Consider the following 17785-nt stretch of genomic DNA (forward strand, 5'->3'; position numbering starts at 1 on the left):
TCTTTCGGACGGAAAATTGTCATACTATGGGTAATTTAAAAATAATCGGTTAATATGATTGGAGGAAAAAATGAAAACAAGTCAAGGCGATGTCTTTAGACGCAGAGAGAATATAATTGAACAGTTGCTACAAGAACAACAGTTAACAGTGAAGGAATTGGCCACACTTTTTAACGTTTCGGCTGTAACCATTCGACGTGATCTGCTCTTTTTAGAAAAGAAAAAAATGATCGAACGCTTTTACGGCGGCGTAAAATTAATTCAAACGCCCCTGTCCGTACAGAGGATTTCACAAGAACAAGTCCCCTTTCCAGTCACTGCTTTCGTAGATGCGCTCACCGTTTCTTTACCGATACAAGCTCAGATTTTTGTTGGAGCAGGACTTTTTTCTACAGAGATCATCCAAGCATTAGCCTTTCTTGATATTAGTATTTTAACAAATGATGCTGCTGCCCTTACTATTGAGCATCCGCAGAAAAAAGCCCTCATTTCCATTTGTGGTGGAGAGTTGGAACGTGAGTCTCACGCACTTGTAGGTGATTTTGCGACCCATTCCTTTCATAAAGTCCAAGCTGATCTATGTATTATTGAGGCCTCTGGGTTCAACTCTCATGAAGTGACAACAAAAAATTTGAGTGAATCTTTTATTTATCGCACCATGCTTCAACATACGAAAGGTCCAAAAATTGTTTACACCTCAGCCGCCAATCTAGAAACAGTCAGCCAGTTTATGATTGATCGAACATTTTTATTCGATAAACTTTATACAGACGCAACAATTTCATCGGCTATTTTAAGTCAATATCAAGCTCAAGGAATCCCGATTGAAGTGTTAACTGGTTAAAAAAATTATAGCCAAAATTGATATTATGCAGTAGCTGCTATACCATCTGCATTTTTCTTCTTATATATCAATTGATAAATAGCACAGACTCATATCATATTGAGAAGAATAGCTATTTATTGAAATGCATTCTTATCTTGTGCCAAATAACTCGAAAGATATTGTTGTAAATTATATAAGTAACTGTTTAGTACATGAAACAAGCACGTTAAGCAAGGTCAATTATTTAGTCATTATTATTTTTAGTGATTTTTAATCTGATTACTAAAAATAATTTAAAAAAAGAGGAAAAAAATGAAAAAAATTTTTGGGAGTATGATTTTAGCGGTAGCAGTAACTAGCCTTTTCGTATATCGTGCTTGAAATTTATAAACTATTCCCCTGAGTTAAATACAAAGAAAACTATTATAACAACTACTTTCAACATGCTTCTAATAAAAGGATTAATAATTTTTTCCAATGAGATGAAGGCTAAATACCCAATAGTAATACAATAGCTGATATACAAGTTCCAATAACAATTCACATAGTGGCACCCCACAAATTTTTTACTTACGTTATACTATATCAAAAGATCAGTATCTTTTTACTCAAAATCTAAAAATTGGACTTAATATCATAGTAATCAATCAAAAATGACTATTTTCAAGAATTTTCCAATTAACTACTGCCGATTCAACGTATTTTTGTCAAATACTCATCAGTAACATACACATATATTAGAAAAAGTGGTCTCGCTACATCCAAGTAAGATCACTTTTAACTACTCACTGATTTGGCACACAAATAGTCACTTTACACCTCATCTAGAAACAACCGTTTTTGGTATAGGCTCATTTTAAAAAAACTAACACACTTTTTTACGTCAGCTCAATTTTTGTTCAAATTATGGTTGTAACTTTTGATACTCTAATATCCTGATTATTGTTGCCTGATTATATTCAATCGATACTTCTAAGGTTTTATATCTTTTTAATTGGAAATTTAAATCCACTCATATTTTATACAAATGAGAATATAATTTTTTCTAATAGATTTTTGATAGAAAGACAACTAAACAGAGATCCACTTTTAATGTTCTTGAGTAATTTTTTAATAGTTACCTACCCATATAAAAAGAGAGCAATCATCATTTGATTGCTCTCTACTATCATTGTGCCTATCTAAAAAATAGGTATTGATTACTGTCTTCTCTATCTATTTTGCTGACGTTGATTTATTCTGTACCTATATCCACTTACCTGATTGTTTCTTTCCTATAGAAAAAAACTAGAAGCAATGAACTTGATAATAATATGCCTACTATAATTAGGACACGGTTCTCTTTCTCACCGGTTTTCGGTAACATTTTTTGGTTACTTGTTTCATTTTTCTTTGGTAATTGATCATTATACGAAGGGCCTGTGGTATTGTTTGTTTCTTTCTTATTTTCCTTATAAACATAATTGATGGTTTGTTCTTCTTCAGTAAATGTACCTGTCGGATTGCCTTGCACTTCTTTAAAGGTGTAATCCGCAATTATTTTTTGTTCTGTTGTATAACTTTCCCCAATATTTCCAGTAAAGACTGTATTTTCAGAGATAGGATTCCCACTTTCGTCGACATATCTGGTTGTAACGGTTCCTCCAGCTACTGAATTCTTCGTGTATACATATGTTACTGTTTGTTCTTGATCAGTAAATATACCACTAGCATTACCTTGTACTTCTTTGAATGTATAACCTACAATTTTCTTTTGTTCGGTTGTATATTTTTCACCAACATTATCAGTTAATACAACATCGCCAGAAATGACATTCCCTTTATTATCTACATATTTGGCTACAACCTTAGCCTTTTCCATAACATAAGGTTGTATATATGTCACTTTATATCCGAAAGGACCATCTCTATAATTAGAATGACTAACGCTCAATTCACCATCTTTTGTTAAATTGTTCCATTGAGCAGTACCATTATTTACTGTTCCACCATAAGAAATTTCAATTTGTTGATTAGATTCTGGAAAGCCCGTATTTAAATATGGAATATTAAAAGAATATGAACTAGACATCAAATGAATTGTAGGAAGAATTATTGTTTGATCATTAGGATATGAAGCATAAAAAGTATTATCTGGAAAATGTGACATAGGAGAAAAATCGCGAATCTGATTAGATTCAAAATGAAAAACAGAATAAGTAGGTAGAGAAGAAATATCTTGAAAAACTTCTAAACTTGAAATTTCATTATTAGCTAAATTAACAACAAAATAAGATGAAGTATCATATTCCTGCCAATTCATAAAAATAGGCTTTAAAGGATCTAAATCAACAATAGAATTATGAGCAAGATTTATACTCCTCAGATTTAAAGCATATTGAAGCCCCTCCACCGAAGATATATTATTATTGTTTGAACTAATTTCAGTTAATTTTAACAAGTTTTCTTTGGTTAAATCAGAATCTGAAGTTAATCCTAAACTTTTCTTCACAGTATCTCTAAGATTAACATCTGGAATGTTAACAATATCAGATGAATCAGCAGAAACATTAGTAAACCCCAAACTAAATATTAAGATAACTGATAACATAAATAACAATATTTTTCTTCTCATAATTTCCCTCCAAATAATGCATATAGTTTCGCTTGCGTATAATTTCACTAATAATAGCAAGAAACATCCATAATGACAAGCAGTTTGATTTGAACAATGAAAGCTCTCTCAAATTCTGGTTCTGAAAGGATATCGACATTTTTGTATAAAGAATCTATATTTTCAGTATTTTTGTAACGAAAAAAACTTATAAGTAACAAATACTTTTAGCATAGATACCTGAATGAACAAAATAGGACAAAGAAATTATTTATCATGACTCTTTATTTTGAGTAACTCTGTTGAACACTAAAAACCTTACAACAGCAAGTTTCACAAAATGATCCATTACCTATACCTTATTGTGGTTCCTCTATTAAAATTTTATCGCTTCAGGAATATAGCTTTACAGAAATTGTTTACAGGTCTAAATATTTTTATTAACTGGCTATAGATATTTTATAGGATTTTGATTATTCCAATCTTGAGCTTCCTTTAACAGATACGTTAGCTCTGAAACTTCGCTTTTGGGAACAAATAAATTACTTTCATTTTATCAAATCTAATTCGATTATTTACCATTAAAGACGGGTTAGCCACCTTCATTATAACTAATTTCTTGTTATAAGAATTTACTTTAATAATATATTGTATATTATCTTTCTTATCTTTACTAGTTACCCAATCACCTAAAGACTGATCATCTCACTCTTTTTGACTTAGATTAGGATTTAAAGAAACTAATAGTATTTTCTTAGAGCTTTCAAGTATTATACGTTCTTTAGAATTTAAATCAGTTTTTACTCAGTTCTGCTATCTCATCAAGATTAAGTATTCTGGTATAGTTACTCGATTTGCTCCAGTCATATTTTGAATGGGCGTTATTGGCTTCCGCTTTACAGTATTATATCTTTAATACGAACGTTTAGCTGAACATAGATTTCGTTATGACTTTTTGAACACTATATAGCTAAAACTGATTCTATTATCTAAAAATGTAAAAAAGAACTGGCATTCTAATTTTCCAGTTCTTTCTTTATTCGATAAATAGTCTTACATTTGTCTGTTTTTTTTAAATTACGCAATGCTTATTCCGACGAACAACATATATTTCAATTTTACAATGAGGATTTTTAAGGGATTATTCCTCATCAGGTGGAGTCGAGAATACATAAGCTAATATTCTATAGGTTATTACTATATTTTCAGAATCAACAATTCCTTCTCGATTATCTGGTATTTGGTTATAATTTTGCCAATACCTTATTCCACTGTAACTTGTATCTTCATTTACAGAACCAACTTGTGACACTTCATTTCCTTCTGCATCTAATATCTTGAATGTCATTTTCTCTGGTAAAGAATATGTTTCATCTATTTTACTTTGTAAAACAATGTTAGGTACTTGTTCTCCTTGGTTGTATAGTTGTTTATTATAGTCTAACTGCATATGATATTTATCCAGATTAGGGTATCTAGGGATAAGAGAACCATTTTTATACGTCATTAAATTATACAGAGTAAACGGATTCCCATCACTATCAATAAACTTAATGGTAATTGTAGCGTCCTGTACTTCTTTATTGTAAACAAATCTTACTTCTTGCTTTTGCTGTTTGATTACCCCTTTAATATTACTTGGTAATTTTGTTGTATCTAATGTATATCCTTCAATTTTCAACTGATAATTGTCTGTGGATGCGTCGTAGAGGTCGCCTATATTCCCACTAATTATTTGTGATTCATGTATCTCATTTCCTTCTTGATCCACATAATTAATAAGAATGTTTCCTTCCGCAACAGGCACTTTTGTATACACATATGTTACAACTTGAGTTGTTTCACTAATGACCCCCTTTGGATTCCCCTCTACTCTTTTGTAACTATAACCTTCAATATCTTTGAGTGTTGTTTCAAATGTTTTCCCAAGAGTTCCCTCTAAGATTTCACTAGGGATTAGTGTATCTCCGTTCTCATTTTGATAATTAACGATTACTGTTCCTTTTTTTTCAGGAATGGGAACATTATTGTTATCAAACGTATGAATATACCCTATATAAGTGTAGCCTGATATAACTTCTGGTTTTTTTGTCTCTTTCGTTCCTTTAGGCGCAATTACAGATACAGGTTCTCTCAAATACTCTTGTTCTATTGCATAAGCAAACGAACTTGTGAATCCACTTCCGCCTAAGAAAATAAAGATTAATAAAAAATGCTTTCTTTGTTTCTTTTTCCAACTAAAAAAGACAATGCTTCCCAAAATAAAAGCAGAACCCAAAGTAACTAATCCCTTATTAGAGCCAGTATCTCCTGTTTTCAGTAGCATTTTATTTCCAGAAACATTACTGTTTTTATTCTGTTCAGTTTTTAAATCTTCTTTTTGATAAACAAATAAATAGTTTTCACTATCGTGTAGATTGGTTTCACTGGGGTTCCCTTGTATGATGTTATTTCTTTGTTCATCCGTCAGCGTATCAATTGAAGCATAATTATACACAATAGTACTGGTTGAATCGTCTTCAGCTGCCAGTACTATTGAGCTACTTAAAAAAGAGAGAAAAAAAACAAAGCCTGCTAACAAACATAGAGTCTTTTTCTTATGCATATAAATCCCCCTTAAAGATATTATTATTTCATTTAAACACAAGTATGGAGAAATTCAAAATAAATTATTTTATTTTACAACAAAATCTATTTAAACTTTATTTAAATGTAATATATTTAAATTGGGCATGGTGAAGTTTACAGTAACTATCTATTTTTTTACACTTCCTTTTCTGCACTTTCTCCCACCATTTTTAGCTATATAGTGTTCAAATAATCATAACGAAATCTATGTTCAGTTAATCCTTCATATTAAAGATATGATACAATAAAACGGACACCAATAACGCTCATTCAAAATATGACTGGAGCATATTGAGTAACTATTTATGAAATAAAGAAAGAACTAGAAAGTAAAGATTCCAATTCTTTTTTACATTTTAAATGATTTGAATAAATCGGCTTAAATTATAAACCGCAAATTATCGAGGCGAGTACACCACCATTTAAAAAGGAAATTGACGTTTGGGTTTTGACTGACTGGGATATGGATCAAAGTATTAAGTCCTAAACTCATCTTAACCGTATTACTCGAACTGTTCATATAAATTCTTTCATGAACAGTTCTTTAGATTGCATTGAATTTAGTGAAACAATCGCTTATTCTAAAATCAAGAAAACGCTTTACAAAAAATATTGATTGGAGAAACCTACATGACACTTACATTTCCAGAAAATTTCCTATGGGGCGCATCTATTTCTGCCCACCAAACAGAAGGAGCATATCAGGCTGACGGTAAAGGCTTAAGCGTTCAAGATACTCGCGAAAGAGATAACCATGAAATTGCAGATTTTACTATTGCTGTGGATCATTATCACCACTATAAAGAGGACATTCGTTTATTAGCTGAGATGGGAATCAAGATCTTCCGCTTTTCCATTGCTTGGACTAGAATTTTCCCAAAAGGACGGGGCGAAGTTAATCAACTAGGAGTACAACATTATAGCGATGTGATCGATGAATTATTAAAATATAACATTCAGCCATATATCACGTTAAATCATTTTGATTTACCCCAAGCCTTAGAAGACGAAGGTGGTTGGAGTAATCGCAGTACCGTAGAGGCCTTCAAAGTTTATGCTGAAACACTGTTTGAAGCTTATGGTGACCGAGTGAAACACTGGCTAACGATCAACGAGCCAAACATCATGTTGCTAGTCGATAAAAAGATTCTAGGGAAAGAAATTCCGCTACAAGAAAAATACCAACAATTCCATCATTTAATGATTGCTGAAAAATATGCATTCAAACGATGCCATGAATTGATCGAAGGCGGACAAATTGGTCCCGTACCAAACATTTCCCTAGTCTATCCAGCAACGAGTAAACCGATGGATAACCAAGCATCACTTTATTTTAATAGCGTTCGGAACTGGGCTTATCTTGATTTCTCTTGCTTTGGTCGTTACAACGCTGTGTTTAAAGACTATTTAAACCGTAACGATATCACAATTGAATTCGCTGCTGAAGATCAAGATTTGATGGAACATCACTTTCCAGATTTTGTGGCAATGAATTTCTACACCACTGTCACTGTAGAAAAACCAACCGAAAAAAATGATATGGCCAATGGTATCAGTGATCAGCAAAGTGAAGACATTATGGAATGGGGCTTCTATAAAGGCTTTACCAATCCCTATTTGCAGAAAAATGAATTCAATTGGACGATCGATCCTGATGGGTTAAAAACTACTTTGCAAACTCTTTATGACCGCTATCATTTACCAATCATCATTACCGAAAATGGTTTAGGTGCCAAAGATGAATTAACAGCAGATGGTAAAATTCACGATTCTTACCGTGTCAACTATCTAGAGCAACATATTGCCCAATGTTTACAAGCTATTGAGGCAGGTGTTGACTTGATTGGGTATAGCCCATGGTCGGCAATCGACTTAATCAGTGTTCATGAAGGTATCAGCAAGCGTTATGGATTTATTTATGTAGATCGTACAGAGCAAGATGAAAAAGAACTCACTCGTTATAAAAAAGATAGTTTTTATTGGTACAAATCCTTGATCAAAACCAATCAACTGCCCTCATAAAGAAAGGAGAAAAAAATGAATAAAGTATTTACTTTTTTAGAAACAAAATTGATGCCGCCTTTGAATAAAGTTGCGAATTTACGCTTTATTCGAGCGATTATGCAAGCTGGGATCATTACGGTGCCTTTTACAATTGTTGGCTCGATTTTTCTGATCATCAATAATTTGCCGCAAATCATTCCGCCACTAGCTCCGTTTTTTGAGAATACGATTTTGAAATTTGCGCCAATTTATAGTGTGGCTACCACGATGTCGATTGGGTCGATCGCCATTTTTTACTGTTTAGCGACAGCTTATTATTTAACCGATATCTACCGGAAAGAAGAAAGTGATGGGCTGAGTAGTTTTGTTGGAGCGATATTGGGGTTATTTGCTTTTTTGATGACTATTGTGCAAACAGATATCGTCGATGGCGGTGCCCAGCTGATTCAAGCGGAAAGTGAAACATCGATTGTTTATAATGGAATTGCACTTGGTGGTTGGGTCACTCGCTTTAGTGGCGTTGGGATTTTTATTGGGATCATTACAGCTGTGATTGCTACTCAAATTTATCGTTGGTGTGTGAAAAAAAATATTACGATCCGAATGCCTGAAGGGGTTCCTGATGGTGTAAGTAAAGCTTTTGCTTCATTGATTCCTGCCATCTTTATTGCATTTGTGATGTTATTTATCAATACAATTTTAGCGGTGTTCCATACCGATTTACATGGATTATTGTCAAAACCATTTGAGTTCGTTAAAGATCTAACAGGTTCTTGGTTGGGAATCATTGTGATCATGCTATTGATCCATCTGCTATGGGCTGTTGGGGTTCATGGAACAGCCGTGATCAAGAATAGTTTTATCAATCCGATTTTATTAGTGGCTTTAACAGAAAATATTGATGGCGGATCAAATATTTTCGCTGGCGACTTTGTCAATATGTATATCTTTATTGGGGGTGCAGGCAGTACGTTGGGGTTGGTTTTGCTGATGATTTTTGCGGCAAAATCTGATCAGCTAAAAGTTCTGGGTAAAGCAGCTGTATTACCTGGTTTGTTTAATATCAACGAGCCTGTGATTTTCGGAGCACCGATCGTTTATAATCCTTATTTGATCATTCCGTTTATTATAACGCCTTTGATCAATGTGACGATTGCCTATTTTGCTTCTTCTCTTGGGTTAGTGAATAAGGTGATTACTGGGATTCCTTGGATTTCGCCTGTGGGAATTGGGGCGTTTCTTGGAACTGGTGGCGATTTTAGAGCTGTATTGATTGCCCTGATTAATTTAGCTGTTTCGATTATTTGTTACTATCCATTTTTCAAGATGTATGATGGAAAATTGTACGGTGAACAGATGGCCGCATTGGAGAAGGATTAATAGAAAAAAGCTAGTGGATCTGTCAAGAGATCCACTAGCTTTTTTTCTGTACGTTCAAATTGTTCCAGTAAGATGGACAATAATCGAATTTACTTTCTAAAAAAACATAAGTCTATTCCGTCGTTTTTACTTCACATGCTATAATTTTGTCGCCAACTTGCCCCAAAAGGGGGTGAGGGTTGTTGGATAAATTGGTATCATTAGTTATTGCGCCTATTTTTGTAGGTTTAGTGATTCAACTAATTTCTCATAGGTTAGATGAAAAAGACAATGACTAAAACAAGTTGCCTATCTAACCCACACATTTGAAATCATAACAAATGTAAACAAAAACCACTCTACCAAGAATAGAGTGATTTTTGTGTATCGTTGGAAAAACTGGTATCGTTTTGTAACATAATTAGAGCAAAAATCATCGTAAAAATCAATCTGATTGGGTATACGATTTATTTATAAGCAGGGCTATCATATGTCATATCTTATTTTACTAGCTTTCACCATAAATCCGTGACACCGTGTACTTATTGATTACAGGTACCAACAAATTCATTACTAAAATCGCGACCCCGATTCCCCCAGGTAAATCCATACTGATCCGCAAAATTGCTGCTAGTACACCGCAGCCAAGCGCAAATATATACTTCCCTTTATCCGTCAACGGTGAAGTCGTATAATCCGTCACCATAAAGACCGCCGCAAAAATCAACGCTCCACTTAACAAATGAGCACTCGTAAAGGCAAAATTAAATGAACTATATAATAAAATTGCCCCATAAAATGAAGCCATTGTAATAACTGGTACCAACGGATTGATAATCTTTCGCGCAATCAAATAACTCGCTGATAAAAGCAAAGCGAACTTGCACGTCTCACCAATTGGGCCACCTAACCCAAACCCCATAAACAAATCAACTAAATCAGGCGTTGTCGGTGAAATCTCTCTCGCAAAATTCCCTAAATCAACTAATGGTGTCGCAGTTGCCACAACATCCGGTTGCGGTGTAACCCAATTCGTGATCCATGGTGAAAAGAATAATTTCAACAACACTCGGGCTGCTACAGCTGGATTCAACCAGTTCCGACCAATTCCACCTGTCAATTGTTTTACTACAATGATCGCAATAAAATCGCCAATAAGTAACGTCCATAAAGGTGCGGTAACAGGTAATGTCAACGCCAATAGCCAACCTGTGATCACGGCACTATAATCATTGATCGTTCCTTTCTTCCAAACGACTTTTTGAAAAATAAACTCAAGTCCGACACACGCAACGATGCTCGCCAACACCATGATGAGCGACCACCAACCAAAAAAGTAAGTTGCGGCAATAGTTGGAAATACCAAAGCAATCATCACTTGTTGCATGATCCACTGAGATGTCCATTTTTCTCTAATATGAGGCCCCATAAATGGCCCTGTACTTGTATATTCTGTGTTTATCATCAGCGACTCCCCAATACTTTCTGCTTTGCTGCTCGAATATCACCTAAAATATCGATTTTTGACGGACAAATATAAGAACAGGCGCCACAATCGATACAATTCAACACACCTAATCGTTTCGTTTCCTCGATATCTCCTGCTCGATAAGCGTTACTGATCGAAATAGGCTGTAAATTAACGGGGCAAGCGTTGATACATTCTGAACAGCGAATACAATTTTGTTCTTCAGGTATTTTCGCTTCTTCTCGAGTCAATCCAAGGATCAAAGAAGTTGTTTTGGTTACTGGTTCGTCTAGACTTTGGATTACTTTCCCCATCATTGGACCACCATTGATCATTTTCATCGGGCTTTCAATAAAACCGCCACACGCTTCAATTACGTGCTCGATTGGCGTACCAATTCTGATACGTAGATTTTGAGGGTGCTTGATTGGGGTACCAGAAACAGTTACTACGCGATCGATTAATGGGCGATTTTCTTTCAATGCATGTAACGTTGCTAACACCGTAGAAACATTCATGATCCCTGCATTTAAATCAATCGGTAATTTCCCAACTGGCAGTTCTCTTCCCAAGACAGCTTTGATCACAATCTTTTCCCCTCCTTGAGGATAATGATTCGGTAAAATGGCTAACTTGATGTGCTTATCATCGATTTTTTCTTTTAGTTTTTGAATCGCCTCTTCTGATGAACGTTCGATTGCAACCACACATTGCTTGATGGAACAGCTTGTTTGAATGAGACGGATTCCTTCGATAAACTCATTAAGTTCTTCAATAATGATTCGTCGATCAGCCGTGACAAAAGGTTCGCACTCCGCTGCATTTATGATCAATGTTTCTATTTGTTGGTGTTCTTTTAAAAGAAATTTTACATCGGTCGGAAAACCAGCTCCACCCATACCGACGATTCCGTTATTTTTGATTGTTTCTACTATGTTTTCGCTAATTAAACGAGGTACTTCATATGTATCTTGAAAATCATTTTTGATGATCACAACGGATACTTCACTATTTCCAATGGTTCTTTCTTCGATTTTTTCAACGGTTCCAGAAACTGAACTATGTATATTGGCTGAAATCAAACCGTCTTTTTCTCCAATCAGTGTTCCGATTTTCACTTTTTGCCCAATGGATACAACGATTTTTGCCGGTTTACCGATGTGCATATTCATTGGTAAAATGATTTGTTTAGGTGCTTGTAAAACTTTGATTGTTTCCAGCTTGGTTGACCATTTATTTTTTGGAACCATCACACCACCAAGTTTTCTTTTGATGTTCAAAATCATTTACTTACCTTCCCTCTACTCTAAATTTTCCGTCTATCTGTATATAAAAAAGTAATAGACTAGTGCAATTGCTACAACGACTAATTGGAGCGTTAAACCCCAAATCTCATATTTTTCTCTTTTCATTTTTTCTCCTGACTTTTTTCTAATAAGTTCAGTTTATCAAGTGGCTTTCCTTTTGAATCACTATTTTTTCCACTAATTGTCTAAAGTTGAACTTGCTATTTCTCAGACAAATCAATGGTTCTCTTTCTCTTAACAAATAAACAGAGTAAACCGTTTTCTTAGTCAATTCATTGCATATTGGTTTGATCCAACTACTCTCAAATCCAATCTTCTCCTGTTATCTGCCTATTTTGATAAGTAATAAATGAAAAAAACACTATTTTGATAGACAAAATAATGTTTTTTATTTAATACTATTTACGTTTCGTTTCAAACAATGGACTAACTGGTTTATTTTCATGGATACGTTTGATGGCATCACCAATTAATTCGCCAACACTGATTTCATCGATTTTGTCGATTTTACGATCATCAGAAAGATAGATAGAATCTGTCACAACTAAGCGTTTGATAGCAGAGTCTTCAATACGTTGTAATGCTGGTCCTGATAAAACTGGGTGTGTACATGACGCATATACTTCTTTTGCTCCAGCTTCTTGTAACGCATTAGCTGCTAATGAAATCGTTCCAGCCGTGTCGATCATATCATCAATCAAGACACAGATCTTTCCTTCTACATGTCCAATAATATTCATAACTTCCGCAACATTCGCTTTTGGACGGCGTTTGTCGATGATTGCGATTGGTGATTTCAAGTATTCCGCAAGTTTACGGGCACGTGTCACACCACCATGGTCAGGAGATACAACGACAACGTCATCGCCTTGAATGCCATGTTCCATAAAGTAATCTGCGATTAATGGAGCGCCCATCAAGTGATCGACTGGAATATCGAAGAATCCTTGAATTTGAACGGCATGTAAATCCAATGTCAACATTCTAGTTGCTCCTGCTTTTTCAAGCATATTTGCTACAAGTTTCGCTGTGATCGGTTCACGAGCGCGCGCTTTACGATCTTGACGTGCATAACCATAATAAGGCATCACAACGTTGATTGTTTTTGCACTGGCACGTTTTAAGGCATCGATCATAATCAATAATTCCATCAAATTATCATTGACTGGACTGCTTGTTGATTGGATGACATAGACGTGAGAACCACGAATACTTTCTTCAATATTTACTTGAATTTCACCATCACTGAATTGAGTGACAGAAGATTTTCCTAATTCGACACCGACAGCTGCAGCGATTTTTTCTGCTAATGGACGATTCGAGTTAAGAGAAAAGATTTTCAATCTAGGATCAAAATAATGTTTTGACATGAGGACCTCCACTTTCTTGTACTGAACAATAGTTTCCTTATAAATAGTAGTCACTTTTTCAAAATAAATCAAGTGATTTTGGGGCATTCCTCCAAAATAATACAATTTTCTAATAAAAATGCACAACTCTGGACACGAAAAAAATGAGTAACATTAAAATATAGTGATTTTGCCATTTTCTTTTAAAAAAATAGCGTAATTTCTAATGACAAGGTTAAAAATATATATTACTATTTAGGAGGTTGATAAAAATGAAAGCGTATTATCATCCTTTTATAAACCGCTAAGGAACTAAAAGTACGTATTATCTAGCTTCATGAGCTGCGGTCTCGTGGAAAAGATAAAAACTGACTGAACAAAACACACTTCAATCAGTTTCCATTATTTTCCACCGATACTAAACAGCTCATTCAGCTTATAATTTGAGGAGGAATTTTGTGAAAAAGTCTGTTTTGAAAAAAGTACAACTTGGGTTACAAGTATTGATGGTTTCCACCTTATTAGCAAGCACTAGCGCCACAACTGCATTCGCAATCGAGCAACAAACCTCAGAAACAACACAACCAGAATCTACTGTTTCAAGTACAACACCGGATGAACAAGAGACCACTACTCCAACCAATAAAGAAGGAACAGCACAGAGACTTACCATTTTAGGTACCTCAGATGTCCACGGCCAGCTATGGAACTGGTCATATGAAGATGATAAGCAAACACCTGTTGGATTGTCTCAGGTCAGCTCTGTCGTGAATAACATTCGTGCAGAAAATCCTAACGGCACGATTCTGATCGATAATGGCGATATGAACCAAGGAACGATTTTAACGGATGACCTTTACAATAAAACGCCTTTAATAGCGAAACCAAATCCAATGATCAAAGCAATGAACTATATGGAATATGATGCCATGGTTTTGGGGAACCATGAATTCAATTTTGGCTTGGATTTAATCACAAAACTTGATACTGAAGCCGCATTTCCAATCTTATCTGCAAACACCTATGTCAAAGACTCAGGAAGCCGCTTTGTTGGCGGAACCACGAAAAAAGCTGTTGACCTAGATGGTGATGGTACCACAGACTTAACCGTTGGTATCATAGGTTTAACCACACCGCAAATTCCTTTGTGGGATGGTGCGAAAGTTGACAGCCTTTACTTTAATCCTTTGAAAGAAGAAGCAGAAAAAGCCGTCGCTGAGCTAAAAAACGATACGGATATCATTGTTGCTTCGATCCATGCTGGACGTGAAAACTCTGATCCGGCTGCAAGTGCCGATCAAGTCATCACGAATGTCTCTGGTATCGATGCGTATATTTTAGGCCATGATCACCGTTCTTTCGCAGAAAAAATCCAAGGACCAAATGGCCCTGTTCCTGTCGCTGGTCCTAAAGATACCGGAACCGAAATGATTAAGATCGACCTTGATCTCGAAAAAACTGGAGACAAATGGCACGTCAAAAACAGTGTTCCCGCCATCATAAGTACTAAAACTGTCCCAGCAGATGAAACATTAAAAGCAGAAACGAAAGAATACCATGATAAAACGAGAGAATTTATCTCAGAAAAAATTGGAACAGCGACTGGCGACTTTTTACCGCCTGAAGAAATAAAAGGAATTCCAGAAGCGCAACTGCGTCCGACTGCCATGATTTCTCTGATCAACAATGTTCAACGAAAAGCAACTGGTTCACAGCTTGCTGCCTCTGCTCTCTTTAAAGCAGATAGTAAATTAAACGCAGGAGATATCTCATACTCAAACATCTTTGATATTTATAAATATCCTAATACATTAGTCAGTGTCAATATCACTGGGGAAAATCTTTTAACATACATGGAAAATCAAGCGGATTATTACAATACGCCTAGTCCAGATGATTTAACTATTAGTTTTAACGAAAAAATCCGTGTATACAACTATGATGTTTTTTCTGGAATTTCTTATAAAATCGATATCTCTAAACCACATGGACAGCGTATAATCAATCCAACGATCGACGAAAAACCAGTTGACCCGGCTGCAAATTATAGCATTGCTATGAACAATTATCGTTATGAAGGATTATTAACACAAGGTCTCGTGACGGAAGAACCCATCAAATCCACTGATCCAGAAACACTTCGTGGTTTGATCGCTGATTATATACGTGAAAAACAAACTCTTGATCCCGTAGTTGAAATTGAAAATAACTGGGAAGTGATTGGCTATCATTTCAATAAAAACTGGCGTGATCTAGCTGTTAAACTAGTGAATGATGGTACCTTACAAACACAACCTGCTGCCGATGGTCGGACGCCTAACGTCAAACCAATCACAAAACAAGATATTCTCAATGCTGGCTTCTCACCTGAATCAATCACGATCATGCATACAAACGATGTTCACGGACGTTTAGAAGGTAACGGCAAGGATGTTTTAGGCATGGCTCGATTAAAAACGTACAAAGATTTAGTACAACCTGACCTTTTGATTGATGCAGGAGATGTTTTCCAAGGTTTGCCGATCTCCAATTTCTCTAAAGGAATGGATATGGCAGCTGTCATGAATGAAGTGGGCTACGATGCGATGGCTGTTGGTAACCATGAATTTGACTTTGGATTTGATACGGCCATGGAATATAAGAACAAACTGAACTTTCCAATCTTATCCAACAACACATTTAAAGATGGAAAACTGGTCTTTGAACCTTACACAATCGTTGAAAAAACTGGGAAGAAATACGCAATTATTGGGGTAACGACACCAGAAACAGCAACGAAAACTCACCCAAACAATGTAAAAGGTGTGACGTTTGCCGATCCAATCGCTGAAACGAAAAAAGCAATCAACGCAATCAAAGATTCTGGCGAAGCGGTTACTGCTTATGTTGTAACAGGTCATTTAGGCATCGACGAAACCACACCACATGAATGGCGTGGCGATACATTGGCTGAAACATTAAGTAAAGAATATCCTGATTTGAATATCACTGTTTTAGATGGCCATTCACATACAGCTGTAGATGGCGGCAAACAGTTTGGAAACGTCATGTATACCCAAACAGGGAATTACTTGAACAATGTCGGTTTAGTAGATGTTGACTTAACAGACCTTAGCAAAAAAACAGCTTCCTTAACACCAGCAGAATCTTTAGCTAGCTTAGAGGAAAATCCTGCAGTCAAAGCATTAGTTGATCAAGCTAAAGCTAATTTTGAAGAGTGGGGCTCAGAGGTTGTAATTGAAAACAATCCTTATCAATTCAATGGAGAACGCGATAATGTACGAACTAGAGAAACCAATTTAGGGAATTTGATTGGAGATGCCATGTGGACTTATGGACAACACGGCTTTAAAAGCCAAACCGATTTCGCTGTTACAAATGGTGGCGGTATCCGAGCAAATATTGAACCTGGCAAAGTAACGTTAGGTGATGTTATTGCCGTCATGCCGTTTGGAAATAGTATCTCTCAAATCAGTGTTACAGGTAGCCAAGTCAAAGATATGTTTGAATTATCCCTTCGCTCTATGGCTCAAAAAGACAAAAATGGTAAGATCATATTAGATGACTTTAATCAGCCTAAACTTGGTGCAAATGGCGGTTTCCTTCATGTTTCCAGCACGATTCGTGTACACTATGATTCAACTAAAAAAGGTTCTTTACTGCCAGCAGACGAAGGCAACGGGACAGATAAAACCATTGTTGGAGAACGAGTATTGCAAATTGAAGTTCAAGACCGCACGACCGGAAAATTCGCGCCAATCGATGAAAAAGCAACCTATCATATGGCGACAAACGACTACTTGGCAGCTGGCGGCGATGGCTATGATATGCTAGGCGGCGAGCGTGAAGAAGGCCCTTCTTTAGACACAGTCTTGATCAATCATCTAAAACAAGGTGCAAACCTTCGTTTATATGATGCTGCTACAAATATTGACTTATCACAATACAAAGAAGCCTTTCCAGGTGAACGGATCGTCTCCATTTCAGAAGCTGAGTTCAATAAGAAAAACAAACCCGAACCTGTACCAAATCCTGATCCAAAAGATCCAGATAAAACAAAACCGAATGAGCTAAAACCAGCAAAACCTAGTGATAAAACAGTGAATTACCCGAAAATGGGTGAAAAAATTGTTACCTATGGTGGTTTAGGTATCCTTATCATTGGTCTTTCTGGTTATAGTTTCTATGAATATAATCGTAAACGGAAAATAGGATAACTAAAAAAGATGGCTGCCAAACAAGTGCAGTCAT

At 35.6% G+C, this 17785-nt stretch carries 10 protein-coding genes; 5 read left to right on the forward strand and 5 right to left on the reverse strand.

Annotated elements, in window-relative coordinates; all coding sequences use genetic code 11:
• Positions 1 to 70: 70 nt before the first annotated feature.
• Positions 71 to 844, forward strand: coding sequence for a DeoR/GlpR family DNA-binding transcription regulator (locus tag A5866_RS10360; RefSeq protein WP_086445467.1), 774 nt, complete (start codon positions 71 to 73; stop codon positions 842 to 844).
• 1237 nt (positions 845 to 2081) lie between these two features.
• On the opposite strand, the gene A5866_RS10365 is transcribed toward A5866_RS10360, so the two are convergent.
• Together A5866_RS10365 and A5866_RS10370 are read right to left on the reverse strand one after the other, a co-directional pair.
• A complete protein-coding gene (locus A5866_RS10365; protein ID WP_086445466.1) occupies positions 2082 to 3440 on the reverse strand; it encodes a MucBP domain-containing protein in 1359 nt (452 codons plus the stop codon).
• A 1120-nt stretch (positions 3441 to 4560) separates the two neighbouring features.
• Positions 4561 to 6024 carry a MucBP domain-containing protein gene (locus tag A5866_RS10370; protein ID WP_086445465.1) on the reverse strand — a complete coding sequence of 488 codons (1464 nt, stop codon included), beginning with the start codon at positions 6022 to 6024 and terminating at the stop codon, positions 4561 to 4563.
• 653 nt (positions 6025 to 6677) lie between these two features.
• Here A5866_RS10370 and A5866_RS10375 point away from each other — a divergent pair.
• From A5866_RS10375 to A5866_RS10385, 3 genes are all read left to right on the forward strand, one after another.
• The gene (locus tag A5866_RS10375; protein WP_086445464.1) at positions 6678 to 8069 is read left to right on the forward strand and encodes a glycoside hydrolase family 1 protein; all 1392 of its coding nucleotides are present in this window, start codon (positions 6678 to 6680) and stop codon (positions 8067 to 8069) included.
• A gap of 15 nt (positions 8070 to 8084) precedes the next feature.
• On the forward strand, positions 8085 to 9431 hold the full coding sequence (gene celB, locus A5866_RS10380; RefSeq protein ID WP_086277876.1) for a PTS cellobiose transporter subunit IIC: 1347 nt from the start codon (positions 8085 to 8087) through the stop codon (positions 9429 to 9431).
• Positions 9432 to 9613: 182 nt separating this feature from the next.
• Entirely contained in the window at positions 9614 to 9709 is a 96-nt protein-coding gene (locus tag A5866_RS10385; protein WP_139843287.1) for a type I toxin-antitoxin system Fst family toxin, read from the forward strand.
• A gap of 209 nt (positions 9710 to 9918) precedes the next feature.
• On the opposite strand, the gene A5866_RS10390 is transcribed toward A5866_RS10385, so the two are convergent.
• The 3 genes from A5866_RS10390 to A5866_RS10400 form a co-directional block, all read right to left on the reverse strand.
• The gene (locus tag A5866_RS10390) at positions 9919 to 10875 is read right to left on the reverse strand and encodes an RnfABCDGE type electron transport complex subunit D (protein WP_254907233.1); all 957 of its coding nucleotides are present in this window, start codon (positions 10873 to 10875) and stop codon (positions 9919 to 9921) included.
• Positions 10875 to 12164, reverse strand: a complete 1290-nt coding sequence (gene rsxC / locus A5866_RS10395; RefSeq protein ID WP_086445463.1) for an electron transport complex subunit RsxC — start codon at positions 12162 to 12164, stop codon at positions 10875 to 10877. The genes A5866_RS10390 and rsxC overlap by 1 nt, the downstream gene beginning before the upstream one ends.
• A 419-nt stretch (positions 12165 to 12583) precedes the next feature.
• Entirely contained in the window at positions 12584 to 13555 is a 972-nt protein-coding gene (locus tag A5866_RS10400) for a ribose-phosphate diphosphokinase (protein ID WP_086445462.1), read from the reverse strand.
• Positions 13556 to 13992: 437 nt separating this feature from the next.
• Between A5866_RS10400 and A5866_RS10405 the strand changes: the two genes are divergently transcribed.
• On the forward strand, positions 13993 to 17751 hold the full coding sequence (locus tag A5866_RS10405) for a 5'-nucleotidase C-terminal domain-containing protein (RefSeq protein ID WP_086445461.1): 3759 nt from the start codon (positions 13993 to 13995) through the stop codon (positions 17749 to 17751).
• The last annotated feature ends 34 nt before the right edge of the window (positions 17752 to 17785 follow it).

It is taken from the genome of Enterococcus sp. 12C11_DIV0727 (assembly GCF_002148425.2).
Lineage (GTDB): Bacteria > Bacillota > Bacilli > Lactobacillales > Enterococcaceae > Enterococcus_L > Enterococcus_L lemimoniae.